General features: G+C 52.1%; 16 protein-coding genes and 1 other annotated feature. Of the genes, 3 read left to right on the top strand and 13 right to left on the bottom strand.

Annotation, left to right across the window (positions count from 1 at the left end; all coding sequences use genetic code 11):
- Positions 1-64: 64 nt before the first annotated feature.
- From yedF to trpL, 11 genes are all read right to left on the bottom strand, one after another.
- Positions 65-298, bottom strand: coding sequence for a sulfurtransferase-like selenium metabolism protein YedF (gene yedF, locus ACEPLT_RS12745; RefSeq protein WP_003856774.1), 234 nt, complete (start codon positions 296-298; stop codon positions 65-67).
- The gene (yedE, locus tag ACEPLT_RS12740; protein ID WP_232927564.1) at positions 295-1,506 is read right to left on the bottom strand and encodes a selenium metabolism membrane protein YedE/FdhT; all 1,212 of its coding nucleotides are present in this window, start codon (positions 1,504-1,506) and stop codon (positions 295-297) included. Before yedE ends, yedF begins: the two co-directional genes overlap by 4 nt.
- Positions 1,507-2,087: 581 nt before the next feature.
- Positions 2,088-5,129, bottom strand: a complete 3,042-nt coding sequence (locus ACEPLT_RS12735) for an autotransporter outer membrane beta-barrel domain-containing protein (protein ID WP_232927565.1) — start codon at positions 5,127-5,129, stop codon at positions 2,088-2,090.
- Between the two features lie 453 nt (positions 5,130-5,582).
- On the bottom strand, positions 5,583-6,077 hold the full coding sequence (locus tag ACEPLT_RS12730; protein WP_146751431.1) for a hypothetical protein: 495 nt from the start codon (positions 6,075-6,077) through the stop codon (positions 5,583-5,585).
- Positions 6,074-6,901: a winged helix-turn-helix domain-containing protein gene (locus ACEPLT_RS12725; RefSeq protein ID WP_232927807.1), complete on the bottom strand. Its 828-nt coding sequence runs from the start codon at positions 6,899-6,901 to the stop codon at positions 6,074-6,076. The genes ACEPLT_RS12730 and ACEPLT_RS12725 overlap by 4 nt, the downstream gene beginning before the upstream one ends.
- A gap of 449 nt (positions 6,902-7,350) precedes the next feature.
- Positions 7,351-8,160 (bottom strand): tryptophan synthase subunit alpha, encoded by an 810-nt coding sequence (trpA, locus tag ACEPLT_RS12720; protein WP_045352391.1) that lies wholly within the window; start codon positions 8,158-8,160, stop codon positions 7,351-7,353.
- A complete protein-coding gene (gene trpB / locus ACEPLT_RS12715; protein ID WP_008502804.1) occupies positions 8,160-9,353 on the bottom strand; it encodes a tryptophan synthase subunit beta in 1,194 nt (397 codons plus the stop codon). The genes trpA and trpB overlap by 1 nt, the downstream gene beginning before the upstream one ends.
- A 10-nt stretch (positions 9,354-9,363) precedes the next feature.
- Complete coding sequence (gene trpCF, locus ACEPLT_RS12710; protein WP_008502805.1) at positions 9,364-10,722, bottom strand: bifunctional indole-3-glycerol-phosphate synthase TrpC/phosphoribosylanthranilate isomerase TrpF; 1,359 nt, start codon at positions 10,720-10,722, stop codon at positions 9,364-9,366.
- A gap of 3 nt (positions 10,723-10,725) precedes the next feature.
- Complete coding sequence (gene trpD / locus ACEPLT_RS12705) at positions 10,726-12,321, bottom strand: bifunctional anthranilate synthase glutamate amidotransferase component TrpG/anthranilate phosphoribosyltransferase TrpD (protein WP_232927566.1); 1,596 nt, start codon at positions 12,319-12,321, stop codon at positions 10,726-10,728.
- Entirely contained in the window at positions 12,321-13,883 is a 1,563-nt protein-coding gene (locus ACEPLT_RS12700; RefSeq protein WP_063616110.1) for an anthranilate synthase component 1, read from the bottom strand. Before ACEPLT_RS12700 ends, trpD begins: the two co-directional genes overlap by 1 nt.
- A gap of 25 nt (positions 13,884-13,908) precedes the next feature.
- Positions 13,909-14,002 (bottom strand) — a sequence feature (Trp leader region).
- Positions 13,979-14,023 carry a trp operon leader peptide gene (gene trpL, locus ACEPLT_RS12695; protein ID WP_106993556.1) on the bottom strand — a complete coding sequence of 15 codons (45 nt, stop codon included), beginning with the start codon at positions 14,021-14,023 and terminating at the stop codon, positions 13,979-13,981. (Overlaps the previous feature by 24 nt.)
- Before the next feature lie 139 nt (positions 14,024-14,162).
- Here trpL and rnm point away from each other — a divergent pair, with 139 nt between their 5' ends.
- The 3 genes from rnm (at position 14,163) to rluB (ending at position 16,633) form a co-directional block, all read left to right on the top strand.
- Positions 14,163-15,044 carry an RNase RNM gene (gene rnm / locus ACEPLT_RS12690; protein WP_039266532.1) on the top strand — a complete coding sequence of 294 codons (882 nt, stop codon included), beginning with the start codon at positions 14,163-14,165 and terminating at the stop codon, positions 15,042-15,044.
- The gene (locus ACEPLT_RS12685) at positions 15,041-15,661 is read left to right on the top strand and encodes an L-threonylcarbamoyladenylate synthase (protein WP_003856793.1); all 621 of its coding nucleotides are present in this window, start codon (positions 15,041-15,043) and stop codon (positions 15,659-15,661) included. Before rnm ends, ACEPLT_RS12685 begins: the two co-directional genes overlap by 4 nt.
- 96 nt (positions 15,662-15,757) lie before the next feature.
- Positions 15,758-16,633: a 23S rRNA pseudouridine(2605) synthase RluB gene (gene rluB / locus ACEPLT_RS12680; protein WP_008502809.1), complete on the top strand. Its 876-nt coding sequence runs from the start codon at positions 15,758-15,760 to the stop codon at positions 16,631-16,633.
- Between the two features lie 35 nt (positions 16,634-16,668).
- Here rluB and cobO read toward each other — a convergent pair whose 3' ends face one another.
- Both cobO and ACEPLT_RS12670 read right to left on the bottom strand, forming a co-directional pair.
- Positions 16,669-17,259, bottom strand: coding sequence for a cob(I)yrinic acid a,c-diamide adenosyltransferase (gene cobO / locus ACEPLT_RS12675; RefSeq protein WP_044596561.1), 591 nt, complete (start codon positions 17,257-17,259; stop codon positions 16,669-16,671).
- A complete protein-coding gene (locus tag ACEPLT_RS12670) occupies positions 17,256-18,017 on the bottom strand; it encodes a YciK family oxidoreductase (RefSeq protein ID WP_008502811.1) in 762 nt (253 codons plus the stop codon). Before ACEPLT_RS12670 ends, cobO begins: the two co-directional genes overlap by 4 nt.
- Between the last annotated feature and the right edge of the window lie 61 nt (positions 18,018-18,078).

Raw genomic sequence — 18,078 nt, 5'->3', positions numbered from 1 at the left:
TTGCCGTGGATCAAGATGTCTTATAATTCAATACGATAAAGGCCCCTGACGAGGCCCTTAGCGATCATTTTTGAATCAGATAGCGAATGGTTGGGCCATCCTGCTGGATATCCAGCACCGTATACCCGTGGTTTTTCGCATCCAGCGGTATGTTGTTGATGGACTGCGGGCAGTCGCTGACCACCTCCAGAATTTCACCTTTCTTAAGCTGCGGCAGCGCTTCAAGCGTAGCCACCGCCGGATATGGACAGGGCTCGCCAACCATATCCAGACGATAATCAGGCACGATCTCTTTCATGCTGCATTCTCCTGCGTTTCTGTTTTAACCCCCGCACGGCGGAAGAAACGTCTCTCCTGTGCGACGACCAGTAAAAAAGCGACCAACAGCAGGGCGTAGGTGACGAGCAGGCCGCCGAGAGGTCCGAAGGTATTCAGCAGATTAACCTTATCCCACCGGGTAGCCAGGACGGGTGACACGTCATCCCAGCAGTACGCCAGGATCGTCGAGCCAATCACATTGCCCAGCCCCACCCACCAGTAGTGCACCTGGCCTTCCACGGCGCGATACATCCAGCCGGTTTCACACCCGCCAGCCAGCACGATCCCGAAGCCGAACAACAGGCCGCCAATGACCGCGTTAGGACCGGCCCACATGATTTTCGGTTCGACGCCCAGTTGGACATAGCTGAAGATGCCGATGGCGCTGACCGCCATCCCGGCGATAATCGCTTTCGCCATCATCGTGCGCCCGGTGATCCACATATCGCGAAACGCAGAGGTAAAGCAGATCTGCGCGCGTTCAATGAGCAGACCAAAACCCACACCAAACAGCATCGCCAGACCGAGCTTAGGCTGGTTCAGGGCGGTGCAGAGCGCCCATGCCACCATGGCGAAAAAGACCAGCATTCCGAGGCGGAAACGGCGGCGGGCCTGAGAGGGCTTCTGGGTTAACGGAGACGCTGCGCTGACTTTTGTCATTTTCACTGGAATACGAAACAGCGGCAGCAGGGTGAATTTTGCGCCAAAGTAAGAGCCGATGGCCGTGGCGACGGCAAAGAACCAGGCGTGAAGCGAAAACTGCGGGATCCCGGTAAAGAAGGCGGCAAGGTTACACCCCATCGCCAGACGCGCGCCGAATCCGGCAATTATCCCGCCGACAACCGCCTGCAAAATGCGGATCCGGCTTTTGGGCATACGCAACTTAACGTTATTTGCCCACAGCGCGGCCGCGAAACAGCCGCCGAACATGCCGATAATCATCATCCCGTCGATGCGGGTAAGCGGGGTGCCGTCCAGATGAATGAGTTTAAAGTAACCCCACTTTTCGGCATGCACGCCAGCGAGTTGCAGCAATTGACCACCCCAGCGGGTGAACTCGCCGGTCACGGCCCAGAAGGTGCCGGTAATGCCAAAATAATAAGTAGAGAGAATGCCTGCCGCGATAACGGCCGGAACGGGTGACCAGAACTTAACCAGGTAAGCCTGTTTGAAGGATTGCCATGACATGAATAAGCCTCTGAACTCAGAAGGTGTAAGTGATTTAACGGGCTGGAATATAGTACTTTTTTTCTTTCTTAAATACCTTTCAACAAAATACCTACTGTTTTTATGATCCCAATCATTAACCCGTGCTGATCCTCAAGTTACAGCGGGTCCCGAAATTCAGATAGTATGTTTGATCGATCCCTTTCATCGATCATCGTTACATTTCTCAGTGGTTGACTGAGTGTTATGCCCTAACAGAATTTTGTTATTAATGCCTGGGCACAAAAAAAGACGCTCAGATGAAGAAAACTGTTTGTGAAATCAAATCGTTTTTTTCCTTTGGAGGTATGACACCCGCTGCATCTCGAGCGGCTGCAAACCCATGAGTGAGAACCGTAAGTGAGGCTCGTTTAACTGTTTTGTTTCTTTCCCGTCAAGAGGATAGGCGCTTATGTTGTACATTCCTAAATATTTGGCTTTACTTGTAATACTGTGGGAATTGCCAGTATTGCTAAATGTTGTTAACAATTTCTGTGTCGGCTTAAAATTAACAATAGAAAATCCACGCTGCTGCGTGGATTTTCTATACTTGTCTGTTGATGTTACCAGCTATACCGCACGCCTAACATGCCCTGAGTATCGCTATAGCCTTTATCTCCAATTTGCTGGGAAATATTTCCCCATACCGATAAACTGTTATTAATCTGACCTTCGACTCCTGCTTTTATTTCTCCTGTGTTTTTATTACCTGCTAAATTCACACTGTCACCGTTAAGAGATGCCCCAAAGGACTTAGAATTATTGATCCAATTAGCCTCTACGAAAGGTTGAAACTCACGATCTTTACCGTCATCTAGCTTATTATGGCCTTTACTATACAAACGCAAACCTACTCGTGTTTGAATATTGCCATCACCTTTTCCTTCAACCTTTGTGCCATTTGCCTCTGTATGAGAGTCCGATTTGACGCCCATCCAGGTTAGCTGCATCTTAGGTTGAATAAACAGAGCGCTACGCTCACTTATATCAGACAGTTTCAACGTGTAACCCGACTCAACAGACGCTGTAAGGCCTTGTGATTTGTACTTTTCAGCTGCGATGTCCTCACCAGAAATAGTGTTTTCAAACCAGTTATATTGAGCCCAGGTATCAATGTAAGCGCCTTCTTTACTTTCACTATACTGTAGCCAGGTGCCATATACACCGAGACTATATCCATTAATACTGCTTGATGCTCGGTAATTAGTATACTTATTTACAGAACTGCTTTTCTGGTTAGCATAACCACCCATAACGCCTAAGTGGAAGCGATCATCGTTATCACTACTCCACTGAGCAACGTCACCACCAAGTTGCATAACATAACGGTTGCTTTGCAACTTCAATTGGCCACTGCTATCACGCTGTCGGGTATGCCCGCCGATATTTCTCATCCATAAAGTTGTTGAAGCTTCTTTTCCTGTAAAACTATCGACATAGTACGTCTCACCCATACGGTCATGCAGTCGAGTATTGAAAAGGGTATTAGCTGCTGCCAGGTTCATACCATATAATCCTGCTTCGGGACGCACTGCATGCTTTGTTTCTGGATTTGGCTTTGTACCGTCTGGTGACTCTGGCCAAGGAACAACCGGCTCTCCATCCGTCTCTGAATCTGGCTCTTCAGGAATTACTGGCAATGGCGGATTCGTCACCTCTGGTGTTAGAGGTGATAGTGCACTATTGAGATACCAGTTAACAGAATTCGTTCCAGTCCCTCTTTGTAACACATAGTCATAGGAACCGGCCACAATACGACCGTTCTGAATGAATTCACCCTCGGAACGACCTTTAACTGTAATTAATTCAATACCGTTAGAAGTTAATTCACCTTTTCCGCCGGCATTTATCACTTTAACGTTAGTGGTACCGCTGGTATCACCATTTACAATCAGCCGATCCGTCAAAGAGCTATCATCACCAAGCGCAGTATTCATTACCAAATAACCGTTGCTTCCAACGAAATCAGAATTAACTAAAAGCGTCTTAAACCCAGCTACGTTGGTAGATGCATTTTTAGGTTGTAAACCCGGGTGCATAAAGTTCAAAGATGAATTATTGAGTGTCAAGTTTGTGAGTTGAGAATCCTTTGTCATGCTCCATTCTGAATGATCAGATAGTGCAAGATTGCTAACCCCGTCTGAACTCGTTATAAATCCTCCGATAAAACGAGATTTATCAGATGCGTCAATGTTAACCAAACCAGACTCTCGACTGACTATTGTTCCAACTACATGCAAGTTTTTTCCAGTAGTCGTGATTTGAGAACCTTCTTTTTCAGCCAGAAGAGCGATTGCATCAGGGGCATTGTTCTTAACACCTAAGCGAATTTTTCCATCTAAGGTAATATCCCCGCCATTTTCTGCAACGACATATCGCCATGAGCCGTTATGGTTAACATCTGATGAGTCGATATCAAGATCTCCTTTTATCGTTATTTTTCCGGCACCTTCTTGTTTGCCAGTACTATCCGTGGAAGCAAATAAGCCCGTTCCTTCAATTTTCTCCTGTCCTTGGGTATCGAACGCGATGGAAAGGTTATTGGCTGTAAGTTCTGATGCACCAGTTGACATTGCGCCAAACAGAACAATATCATCAGCACCCGATTTTAAGGAGATATTGGTATCTCCAGTAGCATTAAAAGTGGAGCGCAAGCTACTGTCATTTGCATCTCCGCCATAATTTAATTCAATACCTTCACCAACCCCTCCCGCATTAGTAACGTTAATATCTAAATTAGTGTCTCCCAGAGCGGTAACATCTCCACTTCCAATAACTAAACCTGCTGCAAACTCATCCGCATAAGATTTGATTGAAGCATTGTTATATTTTACTTGAGTTTGGGCCTGATTAGACGTCGAATTGGCTAGTATACCGATAGCGCTGCTCTGGCCTTTACTCAAGATATTAAAATCTTCAGCATCCACCAGAGCTCCCTTACGCACATATATACCCCATGCGTTACTGTTATTTCCGAAAGCCGTAGTATTTATTGTGGTCAATCCAGTTAATTCAAGTGTCGCGGCATCTTTGCTTGCGTGGAGACCCATCACTCTTTTATTATCACGCTGATGGCTCATATTTATAGTAAGGTCATCAGCAATTATTTTCCCTTGCTCTAACTGCTTTTCTTCGCTTGTCCCACCAGGAACACTGATGCCGACACCAAAAACGAAGTTATAATCCATATCAAGAGGTAGATCCGGACGTGAAGGGAATACTCCTTCAATCAAGTCTGTGTATTTCGTATTTACAGTTGAGCCTGAGCCAAGGTTTATCGTTCCGCTATTAAAAACAATCACAGAGCCATTTGTCAGGGCAAAATCACCTTGCTCAAATTCACCCCAAGCTGGGACAATAGGAGAGCCACCGTCATGATTTACGGTAATGCTCCCATTATTAGCAATGGAAATATTATTTTTCTCGCCCGTTGTGCTAATAATGTTATAAGTCTTATCTTCTTCGATTACACCACTGCCCGAAATGACGCCGCCACTTCCGACATCGAAAAGGCCATCTGTGTTATGAATTGCTGAGTAAGCATATCCAGTCGTTAAAAGGCTACTTATAGAAAATGCAATTGCATTCAGTTTAAAGGTTCTCATTTAAAAATCCAGCTATATTAGTAATGATTACAAGCTCAAATACGCATGAAACGTTGCCACTTCATTAGGAAGGCAAGCATTAAGCAGCATGCGGGCGTCATTGAAATTTATGCTCGCACAGTCTCTGTTTGTTTCTACTTTACGGTATCCATGATCGGTCATGTATAAGCAATCTAAGGTCAATATCCTCATATGATTTTCGGAGCGACATAAAAATCATGGGTCAGATTTTCTTATATGGGCTCGTGGATTCATAGCAAAGAAATTTTAAATAGCCTTAAATCCTCTTAACTATACATTTAAGAACTTTTTGTTTATATTTTATTCTTTTAAAATCAGAGAGTTAAATGGTTATGGATTTTGTGTTTATATAAGTGAAATTCTAGAAAGTAAGCGCCGTAAAGATTTTTACAACGCCTGACTGTAACGCGGGAGGGAATAGTAGCTGGAATTTTATTTATGGGAGATTATGGTACATAAAAATAATGGGCGCTTTCCAATAGTAAATATATATCCTTTAGGGCCTTGATTCACGATTGTGAATGCGATTTGTTTCCCTGGATATATGTAGAAATCTGGTAAAACATAGCTCAGTTCTTTATCCGTGACTGGATTGCTAGTAATGATTTTATCTATCCTGGTGGATACGAAGTTAAAATTGTTCTTGTTTTCAGTCCAGGTGTAGGATACATCCTGCCTGATTGAACCTAGATACTTATTGCTCTTGTAGTATGTTCCACTTACAGTAACTATGCCTGTTTTATTTTTTAATGTATACATGTAATCCAGACTTATGTTTGCTCTGATCTCATTATGGTAAAGTATTGCTTTTGTGGAGCAAGTATTATTGTTAAGTGCATTTTTCTTATGAATTGTATAAAAAAATGACACTAATGCACCAGCCGCAAATAGCAAGGTGCATATTAAGTATTTAAATTTAACGCTCACTGATCATAACCTCTGAAATAAAGGGTGATACAATCACTTTGAGAGGAGGAGCCATAAGGCTTCTTGCACACAAACGCTGAAAATGCAGGAGCGGCACTGAACGAAGCAAAGTATATCCAGGGATATTTTTTGCAATCCAGACCCGTTTGCATAATCATAGATTTATATTTTGAGAAAATATCAATATTTTCAATATTGTCATCTTTAGAGAAATAATGGCACCCATTTTCGACTTTTGACATGGTGTAGCTATCAAAATAATCCATTTTACTTGTGTCGTAAAACCATGGGAACTGTAACAACATTATCCCAAGAATGAATGACATGGCCATCAATAAATAAGTATAGATTTGAATAGGATATTTTTCGTTTCTCTTTGAATTAGCCTTTTTAATATCCTTATTTAAGGGAAGGCTCAACGAAGGAGAGGGGGGAACACTATGAAATGCATCATTCTTTTGACTTTCAGAAATATCTATTCCCTTTGTTAACTTTTGGATCTTGACTCGGTTTTCAATCTGAAAACCTTTACGGGGTACGGTAAGTATGAGTAATTCGTCAGTTTCACCGGCCGCTCTCAGACCGCGGCGAACGATAGAAATGTTTTGATATAGTGTATTGGCTGGTACCAGCATCCCTTCTTCAGCCCAGACAAAAGAGAAGAAAGATTTCTGTGTAACTACCTCAGGATAAGATTCCAGTAACAAAGTCAAACAACGGGATGCAGGAGTAGTCAGAGTTATAGCTAAATCGGGGTTTCTTAATGACTCCAGTTTTTTTGTTTCTGGGTTAAATTGTATATTATCGTTTATTATCCAGAGCATATTAACTTTACCATAACTCATTTAGATGAAAAATACGGCAATAGCTTAATTGTACAACATTTGTTAATCGTTGAGTTGTAAAGTATAAGACACGTGCCGCCAAAATGTTTCATATTTGTTTTTTCTTTTCACAAAATCATAAATGCAACGCATTATTTTTTAAGGAAAAAATCCCTATGCGCTACGCATTTTGATTACTTCTTTTAGCCGCTATCCAAGGTGTTAGCATTACGAAGGTAGAATATAAGAACTTCAAATTTGATCAATGGCTTAAACCATATATTTTATGTGGTTATGTACTTGGTGCATAGAAAGTACTCATCTTTATCGTCAAAAGTTAATGTTCTGTTACGTTGCTTTACTGGCTTAGGTAGGTTCAGTGTTTATGGTGGCGTAAAAGAAGGGAAGAAAGGCTAACCGTCTGGCAAGGGTGCCAGACGGTGGAGGGGTCAGACTTTACGCGTCGCCGCCTTCATGGCGGTCACAAACGCCTTCAGCTCGGCCAGCATCTGCTCGGGCTTGTCCACGTTCTTCTCGATGATCTTCACAATCGCAGAGCCGGAAATGGCACCCGCAGCCTTCGCGTCAATCGCCGCGGTGACCTGATCCGGAGAAGAGATCCCGAAGCCCTGCAGCGGCGGCGCGGCATGGTACTCGGCCAGCTTTTCCACCAGATGATGCAGCGGCAGGGCCGCTTTATTCTCGGCACCGGTCACGCCTGCGCGGGAGAGCAGGTACGTGTAACCGCGCCCGTAAGAGGCTATCTGGCGCAGCAGTGTGTCATCGGCGTTCGGCGGGCAGATGAAAATCGGGGCGACGTTGTGACGCATCGCCGCCTGGCGGAACGGCGCGGACTCCTCGACCGGCACGTCGGCGACCAGAACAGAGTCGACGCCCACGCGTGCGCACTCGGCGTAAAATTCATCGATACCGCGGTTGAACACGAGGTTGGCGTACATCAGCAGGCCAATCGGGATAGTGGGGTGCTTCTGACGGATCGCCGCCAGCATTTCGAAGCACTGGGTTGGCGTCACGCCCGAAGCAAACGCGCGCAGCGTCGCATTCTGGATAGTCGGGCCATCCGCCAGCGGGTCAGAGAACGGGATCCCCAGCTCCAGCGCATCGGCACCGGATTCAATCAGGGTGTCGATGATCTTCAGCGACTGTTCAGGGCCCGGATCGCCCAGGGTGACGAAGGGAACGAACGCGCCTTCCTGGCGGGATTTCAGTTCTGCAAATACGTTATCGTAGCGTTCCATCAGATTTCCCCTCGTGCTTTCAGAATATCGTGAACGGTGAAGATATCTTTGTCACCGCGTCCGGAAAGGTTGACCACCAGCAGCTGCTCTTTTTCCGGATTGTCTTTCATCATTTTCAGCGCATGGGCCAGAGCGTGTGAAGATTCCAGCGCCGGGATGATCCCTTCGCTGCGGCACAGCGTTTTGAACGCTTCCAGCGCTTCGTCATCGGTAATGGAGACATAGTCCGCACGACCGGTGCTGTTCAGATAGGCGTGCTGCGGTCCGACGGATGGGAAGTCGAGGCCAGCGGAGATAGAGTAAGACTCTTCAATCTGGCCTTCATCGGTCTGCATCATCGGGGATTTCATGCCGAAGTAGATCCCCACGCGGCCATGCTTCAGCGGCGCGCCGTGTTCACCCGATTCAATACCATGACCCGCAGGCTCGACGCCAATCAGACCCACGCGGGTGTCGTCGATAAAGTCTGCGAACATGCCGATGGCGTTTGACCCGCCGCCGACGCAGGCGATGACTGCATCCGGCAGGCGACCCTCTTTTTCGAGGATCTGCGCTTTGGTCTCTTCCCCGATCATGCGCTGGAACTCACGCACGATGGTTGGGAACGGGTGCGGGCCCGCCGCGGTACCGAGCATATAGTGCGCGGTTTCGTAGCTGCCAGACCAGTCGCGCAGCGCTTCGTTACAGGCATCCTTCAGCGTCGCGGAGCCGCTGTGCACCGGGATCACTTCCGCACCCATCAGACGCATACGGAAGACGTTCGGAGACTGACGCTCAACGTCTTTCGCCCCCATATAGATGCGGCATTTCAGGCCGAGCAGGGCGCTGGCGAGCGCCGAGGCCACGCCGTGCTGGCCTGCGCCGGTTTCGGCGATGATTTCGGTTTTGCCCATACGCTTCGCAAGGAGGGCCTGGCCCAGCACCTGGTTAGTCTTGTGCGCGCCGCCGTGCAGCAGGTCTTCACGCTTAAGATACAGCGTGGTTTTCGTGCCTTCCGTCAGATTGCGGCATTTGGTCAGGGCCGTTGGGCGGCCTGCATAGTTTTTCAGCAGGTCGGTAAATTCCGCCTGAAATGCCGGATCCTTCTGCGCGCTCACAAACGCTTCTTCCAGCTGGCGCAGCGCGGGCATCAGGATTTGCGGGACGTACATCCCGCCGAACTCACCAAAATACGGGTTAAGTAATGTCGTCATCTTCTCTTCCTTAATATGCACGCAGAGTTTTAAAAACCGAGGCCAGTTTGCTGGCATCTTTACTACCCGGCTGGGACTCTACGCCTGAATTGAAATCGAGGCCTGCGCAGCCGGTTTTCGCGGCTTCTACACAGTTGTCCGGGCTTAATCCGCCCGCCAGCAGGACGTTGTCCAGCTTTTCGCCGTTCAGCAGAGACCAGTCAAAACGCTGGCCTGTTCCGCCCTGACCGTTATCGAGGACGTATTTATCCACGTGGTTCAGGTTACGCGGGGGCAACGTATCGTCAACGCGTTGCGCTTTCCAGATCTGTACCTGCGGTGCCAGCGTGGCGCGCAGGGCATCGATATAGGCCTGATCTTCATCGCCGTGAAGCTGCACTGCGCTCAGGGATAACGCGTCGGCTTTTTCAACCACCTCGGCGATATCCGCATTGCGGAACACGCCAACATAGCTGAGTGGTGCCGCGGCGATGACCTTACGCGCCTGCTCTTCGCTGACCGCGCGAGGAGAGGAATCCACAAAAATCAGCCCGCCATAAATCGCTCCGGCTTCATACGCGGCCTGGGCGTCCTGTTCGCGGGTTAAGCCGCAGACTTTGTTTTCACCCAGCAGCACGCGACGTACTGCCGCATTGAGATCGTCATGTTCCATCATGGCGGAGCCAATCAGGAAACCGTTGGCGAAGTGGCTCAGCTCGCGCACCTGGGCGTAGCTGTTAATGCCGGATTCGCTGATCACCGTGACGCCAGAGCCCAGACGCGGCGCCAGCTGGCGCGTGCGGTTCAGGTCAATGGACAGGTCACGCAGATCGCGGTTGTTAATGCCGACCACTTTGGCTTCCAGCGCAATCGCGCGCTCCAGCTCCTCTTCATTACTCACTTCGGTCAGCACGCCCATTTTCAGGCTGTGCGCGACGGCAGAGAGCTGGCGGTACTGCTCGTCGTCAAGCACCGAGAGCATCAGCAGGCAGGCGTCAGCCTGGTAAAAGCGCGCCAGCCAGATCTGATACGGGTCGATAATAAAGTCTTTGCACAGGATCGGCTGCGGCGCGATGCCGCTGACGATCGGCAGAAAATCGAAGCTGCCCTGAAAATATTTCTCATCCGTCAGCACGGAGATGGCTGAGGCATGATGCTTATAAATACCGGCAATGCGCGCCGGGTCGAAATCGTCACGGATAACGCCTTTGGACGGGGACGCTTTTTTGCACTCAAGAATAAACGCGGTGCGCGCACCCTGCAGGGCGTCATAGAAACGACGGCTGCTCGGGACGACGTCGTTCTGGAAACTGGCAAGTGGCTGCTGTTGCTTGCGGGCTTCCACCCAGATGGCCTTATCGGCAACGATTTTCGCTAAAACGGTCTGCATTCTTTACCCTCTTGCCGCAAGTGCGGTAACGCGATCGTAAGCTGCACCGGAGCGCAGTACATCCAGAACTTTTTGAACGTTGGCCTTAAGGTCTTCCTCGCCGTGCAAACGCATCAGCATGGCGACGTTGGCAGCAACGGCGGCCTCATGGGCAACCTCTCCCTTACCTTGTAATAAGCGCGTCAGAATGTCACGGTTTTCTTCCGGGGTACCGCCGGCCAGCGCTTCCTGGTGATACGGGGTTAAACCAAAGTCAGCGGCTTCCAACTGGTAGCTCAGGATTTCACCGTCGCGCAGTTCGGCTACCAGCGTCGGCGCGTGCAGTGACACTTCATCCATTCCGCCGCTGTGCACCACGGCGGCACGCTGGTAACCCAGCACGCGCAGCGTCTCAGCAATCGGCAGGACCAGTTCCGGACTGTAGACACCGATCAGCGCCAGCGGCGGATGGGCCGGGTTGATCAGGGGGCCGAGCACGTTAAACAGCGTGCGGGTTTTAAGCTGCTGACGAACCGGCATTGCGTGGCGGAAACCGGTGTGATACTTCGGCGCAAACAGGAAGCAGACGCCCAGGTCATCCAGCGCTTCACGAGAACGTTCGGCGTTCATATCGAGATTAATGCCGAATGCCGCGAGTAAATCAGACGAGCCCGACCGGCTGGACACGCTGCGGTTACCGTGTTTCGCCACTTTCAGGCCACACGCTGCGGCCACAAAGGCGCTGGCGGTTGAAATATTGATACTGTTGCTGCCGTCACCGCCTGTGCCGACGATATCGGCAAACGGATAGTCCGGACGCGGGAACGGGGCGGCATTTTCCAGCAGGGCCGTGGCGGCACCGGCGATCTCCTGCGGGCTTTCACCGCGGACCTTCATGCTCACCAGCGCGGCCGCCAGCTGTTCCGGCTTCAGCTCACCGCGAACCACGGCGGAGAAGAGCTGGTGGCTCTCCTGCTGGCTCAGGGTTTGCGCCTGATACAGTTTTTCCAGAATCGGCTGCAGGGTGTTGGTCTGCTCCAGCTTCTGTAACGCCCAGTCGAGGGTCTGCTCCAGAAGGCGGGCACCGTGGGAGGTCAGGATGGATTCCGGATGGAACTGCATCCCACAGACGCGATCAGTGTCGTGACGTACCGCCATCACCATCCCTTCAAACGAGGCGTTGATCGTCAGCCCGGCGGGAATGTTGCTGCCGACCAGCGAGTGGTATCGCGCGACCGGGAGCGGATTCGGCAGCCCGGCAAACATCGCCTGGCCGTCATGTTCGATGCTGGACGCTTTACCGTGCAGGATTTCACCCGCCTGGCCAACGTAGCCGCCATAGGCTTCAACAATCGCCTGATGACCGAGGCAGATGCCGATAATCGGCAGCTTGCCGCGCATACGGGTCAGCAGCTCCGGCATACAGCCCGCTTCGTTCGGCGCGCCTGGCCCCGGAGAGAGCATCAGCACCGGGTTTTGCATGGTGGCCAGACGGTCAATCAGGGTCTGCGCCGGTACATGGTTACGATAGATAACGACGTTATGGCCATTCGCACGCAGCTGATCTGCCAGGTTGTAGGTAAAGGAGTCGATATTATCGAGCAGCAGAATGTCAGCCATCAGAAAATCTCCTGTGCGTGGTGTGCGGTAGCAATGGCGCGAAGGACCGCACGGGCTTTGCTGCGCGTTTCGTCAGCTTCAGACTGCGGAACAGAATCAAGAACAATCCCGGCACCCGCCTGGACGGTGGCAATACCGTCTTCAACATAGGCGGAGCGGATGACGATGCAGGTATCGAGGTCACCGTGGGCCGTAAAATAGCCCACCGCACCGCCGTAGCTGCCGCGACGACGCCCTTCGGCGGCGGCAATCAGCTGCATAGCGCGCACTTTCGGCGCACCGCTCAGGGTGCCCATGTTCATGCAGGCGCGGTAGGCGTGCAGCACGTCGAGGTCGTGGCGCAGCTCACCGACCACGCGGGAGACCAGGTGCATCACGAATGAATAGCGGTCGACTTTAGTCAGGTCCGCCACGTAGCGGCTGCCTGGGGTGCAAATACGAGCCAGATCGTTACGCGCCAGGTCAACCAGCATCAGGTGCTCAGAGAGCTCTTTATGGTCGGTGCGCATTTCCAGCTCGATGCGGCTGTCGAGATCGCGATCCAGCGAGCCGTCTGGGCGACGTCCACGTGGACGGGTTCCGGCGATCGGGTAGATCTCAATCTGACGGCTGGTGGCGTCATATTTCAGTGAGCTTTCCGGCGAGGCGCCGAACAGCGTGAAGTCGTTGTCCTGCATAAAGAACATGTACGGGCTTGGGTTGCTCTTTTTCAGCACGTCGTAAGCGGCCAGCGGAGACGGGCAGGGCAGAGAGAAGCGACGAGACGGTACAACCTGGAAAATTTCCCCGGCGCGAATCGCTTTTTGCATCTGGCGAACCACGGCACCGTACTGATCGTCGGTCTGGTTCACATCGCAGGTCATTTTTTCCACGCGCTGTACCGGCAGTGCAGGTGGCGCTTCCGTCATCTGCTGCTGAAGCTGCGCGATGCGGTGCACAAGACGGTTTTTCTCAGCGGTCGAAGGCGTGAACAGGCTGGCCTGGATACGGGTGTACTGTTTCTGATGGTCGATCACCAGCAGGGTTTCGGCCAGATAGAAGCAATAGTCCGGGCAGCGATTGCCCTGCTCGGTTTCCGGCAAATCTTCAAATCCCGCGACCAGGTCGTAAGCAAACAGCCCGCCAAAGAACATCGCTTCACGCTCATCGTGCGGAACGGTGACCAGGTTTTGCAGCAGGCGGAAGGCATCAAAGACGGACAGGGAACAGAGGCGCGCGTCTTCATCTAACAGTTGGCTAACCGGCGGGAAATGCAGAATGCGCATTTCCGGATGACGTTCATTTTCGATGCCTGAAGGCAGGGCGGCATCCAGCAGCGGCAGCAGCGATGCGCCGTTGTCTGACAAAGCCTTAATAGTGACAGTGTCACCTAAGGCGGTAATGCGCAACGCGCTGTCGACCAGCAGCAGGCTTTTCAGATCGTCCTTGCTGTCGATGTCCGCAGATTCCAGCAGCAGCGTTGCCGGGCGTGCCCCGCACACCTGATGAAACAGCGCGGTCGGGTTGTGGCGATAGGCCGCCTCGCAGGTCAGCAATTCGAGATGGGGTTTGGCTGTTTGCATGTTGGTGTTCTCATTTATTCTGTTCAAAAAAAAGCCCGCTGAGTAGCGGGCGGGTATCTGTTTGCATTTCGCAGACGCGTGACACTGCCCGATGATCAGGAAGTACGCCACCAACCGTGCAGAGTGAAATGTGCTGTCATTTTCAGATACCTTTCTCGTGTGAACTTGCGTACTAGTTAACTAGTTCGATGGCGTGTTGTCAACCCTTGATTTCAGAATTTCACGTTAAGTCGGTATCATGGCGGTTTCGGATGTCTTCAACCTGTTATGGGAAGTGCTTTGAGCGATACCACCTACGCGATTATTTATGATTTACACAGCCATACTCAGGCCTCTGATGGCCTGCTGACACCCGAAGCCCTGGTTCATCGTGCCGTTGAAATGCGCATCGGCACGCTGGCGATAACCGATCACGATACGACGGATGCCATTCCGGCAGCGCGCGCCGAGATTGCCCGCTGCGGGCTGGCACTCAATCTGGTGTCCGGCGTCGAGATTTCGACCGTCTGGGAAAACCATGAGATTCATATCGTTGGCCTGAACATCGATATAGACCATCCGGCACTTATTGAGTTTTTGCAAGAACAAAAAACGCGCCGCAACCAGCGCGCAGAGATGATCGGCGAGCGTCTGGAAAAGGCACATATTCCTGGCGCGCTGGAAGGTGCGCAAAAGCTGGCGAACGGCGGGGCAGTTACGCGCGGTCATTTCGCCCGTTTTCTGGTAGAGGCGGGGAAAGCCACGACGATGGCGGATGTCTTTAAAAAGTATCTGGCGCGCGGGAAAACCGGATACGTTCCGCCACAGTGGTGTACAATAAAACAAGCTATTGATGTGATTCATCATTCTGGCGGTAAGGCCGTGCTGGCCCATCCGGGGCGGTATAATCTTTCTGCTAAATGGCTGAAAAGGCTGCTGGCGCACTTTGCCGAAAACGGTGGAGAGGCGATGGAAGTCGCCCAGTGTCAGCAGGCACCCAACGAGCGCGCGCAGCTCGCGACCTATGCCCGACAGTACGGCCTGCTTGGCTCACAGGGTTCTGATTTCCATCAGCCCTGCGCCTGGATCGAACTGGGGCGCAAGCTCTGGCTGCCCGCTGGCGTTGAGCCGGTCTGGCAGCTCTGGGAACAGCCGCAGCAATTTGAAGAGAGGGAAGTATGAGTCAGTTTTTCTATATCCATCCGGATAACCCGCAGCCACGCCTGATTAACCAGGCCGTGGAGATCGTCCGCAAAGGCGGCGTGATTGTCTACCCGACCGATTCCGGCTACGCGCTGGGCTGCAAAATTGAAGATAAAGGGGCGATGGAACGCATTTGCCGTATTCGCCAGCTGCCGGACGGCCATAACTTTACCCTGATGTGCCGCGATCTCTCTGAGCTGTCGACCTATGCTTATGTCGATAACGTGGCGTTTCGCCTGATTAAGAACAACACGCCGGGCAACTACACCTTCATCCTGAAAGGGACCAAAGAAGTGCCGCGTCGTCTGTTGCAGGAAAAACGTAAAACCATCGGCATGCGCGTGCCGTCGAACCCGATTGCGCAGGCGCTGCTGGAAACCCTCGGTGAACCAATGCTGTCTACCTCGCTGATGCTGCCCGGCAGCGAGTTTACCGAGTCCGATCCGGAAGAGATCAAAGATCGTCTGGAGAAGGTGGTCGAGCTGATTATTCACGGCGGTTATCTCGGCCAGCAGCCGACCACCGTGGTCGACTTAACCGAAGATGCACCGGAAGTGATTCGAGAAGGCGTGGGTGACGTAAAGCCTTTCTTGTAATGGTATAAGCAGATATACTACGCGGCCATCAAAGCAGGGCTCGGCCCTCTTTTGACCTGATTCGACGCCTGTGAAGGCGACACCTGAGGAAGCTCAATGAGCGAGAAGTTACAGAAAGTGCTGGCGCGTGCCGGCCACGGTTCACGCCGTGAAATCGAAGCCATTATTGAAGCGGGCCGCGTGAGTGTGGACGGTAAAATCGCCACGCTGGGTGACCGCGTAGAAATCGTACCGGGGCTGAAGATCCGTATCGACGGTCATCTTATCTCTGTGAAAGAGTCCGCTGAGCAGATCTGCCGCGTGCTGGCTTACTACAAGCCGGAAGGCGAGCTGTGTACCCGCAATGACCCGGAAGGTCGCCCGACGGTGTTTGACCGTCTGCCTAAACTGCGTGGCGCTCGCTGGATTGCCGTTGGTCGTCTGGACGTGAACACCTGCGGTCTGCTGCTGTTTACCACCGATGGTGAACTGGCAAACCGTCTGATGCATCCAAGCCGTGAAGTGGAACGTGAATACGCGGTGCGCGTGTTCGGCCAGGTTGATGAGAATAAACTGCGCGACCTGTCGCGTGGCGTTCAGCTGGAAGACGGTCCTGCGGCGTTCAAAACCATCAAATTTACCGGTGGGGAAGGCATCAACCAGTGGTACAACGTGACCCTGACCGAAGGCCGCAACCGCGAGGTGCGTCGTCTCTGGGAAGCGGTAGGCGTGCAGGTTAGCCGCCTGATCCGTGTCCGTTACGGCGACATCCTGCTGCCAAAAGGCCTGCCGCGTGGGGGTTATACCGAACTGGATCTGACCCAGACCAACTACCTGCGCGAGCTGGTCGGCCTGACGCCGGAAACCACCTCTAAAGTGGCGGTGGAAAAAGATCGTCGCCGCATGAAGGCGAACCAGATTCGCCGTGCGGTGAAGCGTCACAGCCAGGTGAGCAGCAACCGCCGCTCTGGCAGCCGTAATAACAACGGTTAATGTAAAAGCCCGGTGAAGACACCGGGCTTTTTTCTTTAGTAATCAATCCCTATTTGCGCTTTGATGCCCGCATCAAACGCATGTTTAACCGGACGCAGCTCGCTGACGGTATCTGCCAGCTCCAGAATATCCCGATGACACCCGCGCCCCGTGATGATGACCGTCTGATGGGCGGGACGGTTTTTCAGTGCATTAAGCACCTCTTCCAGCGGCAAATAGTCGTAGGCGACCATATACGTGATTTCATCCAGCAGAACCATATTGAGTGAAGGATCGGCCAGCATTCTTTTAGCGTGCTCCCAGACGGCCAGACAGGCTGCGGTATCGGTTTCGCGGTTCTGGGTGTCCCACGTAAATCCGGTCGCCATCACCTGGAACTCAACGCCGTGAGGCTCAAGCAGATTACGCTCGCCGTTAGGCCACTCACCTTTAATAAACTGGATAACGCCGACCTTCTGCCCGTGGCCGACGGCGCGTGTCGCCGTGCCGAATGCGGCCGTGGTTTTCCCTTTGCCGTTGCCGGTAAAGACGATGACGATCCCGCGCTCGTCCTGAGCGGCCGCGACGCGCGCATCGACCTGTTCCTTCAGCCGCTGCTGGCGCTGCTGATGACGTTCTTCACTCATTGCGAGATTCCTGGTTTACGGCCCGGCTGGGCGTCAAAGGTCATCCCGGTTTTGCGGCGGCTGTCGTCGCCCATCAGCCAGAGATAGAGCGGCATAATGTCTGCCGGCGTTTTCAGCTTCTGCGGGTCTTCCGTCGGGAAGGCGCTGGCGCGCATTTTGGTGCGCGTACCGCCCGGGTTAATGCAGTTTACGCGCAGATGGCGACTCTGGTACTCCTCTGCCAACACCTGCATCATGCCCTCGGTTGCGAATTTTGATACGGCATAGGCACCCCAGTTTGCGCGCCCCTCACGGCCTACGCTGGAGGAGGTGAACACCAGTGAACCCGAATCCGATTTGAGTAATAAAGGAAGGAGTGCCTGGGTCAGGAAAAACGTCCCGTTGACGTTGACCTGCATGACCTCCTGCCAGATCTCGGGATCCTGTTCATCCATCGGGCGAACTTCGCCAAGCAAGCCGGCATTATGCAGTACGCCGTCCAGGCGCGGGTAATGGGTGCTGATGCGGTGAGCAAGCTCCTGACATGACGCGGGCGTGCAGGTGAGCAGATCGAGCGTGTACCAGCGAGCAGGAATCCCACCTGCGGCTTCAATCTCCTGCGCCACCCCTTTAAGTTTTTCTTCGTTGCGGCCGGTCAGAATGACGCTCGCGCCATACTCAGCGTAGGTCAGCGCCGCTTCACGGCCAATCCCGTCGCTGGCCCCAGTGACGAGAATGATGCGGTTCTGCAGCAGATTTTTTTGCGGTTGATAATGCAAGGTGACTCCTCGGCGCACGGTGACTTAAACACGCCTTCTTTTGTGACTTTTCGGCTTTATG

Source organism: Enterobacter sp. fkY84-1 (assembly GCF_052974705.1).
Note: the sequence above shows the minus strand (reverse complement) of the source record. Positions and strands in the feature narration are given on the sequence as shown.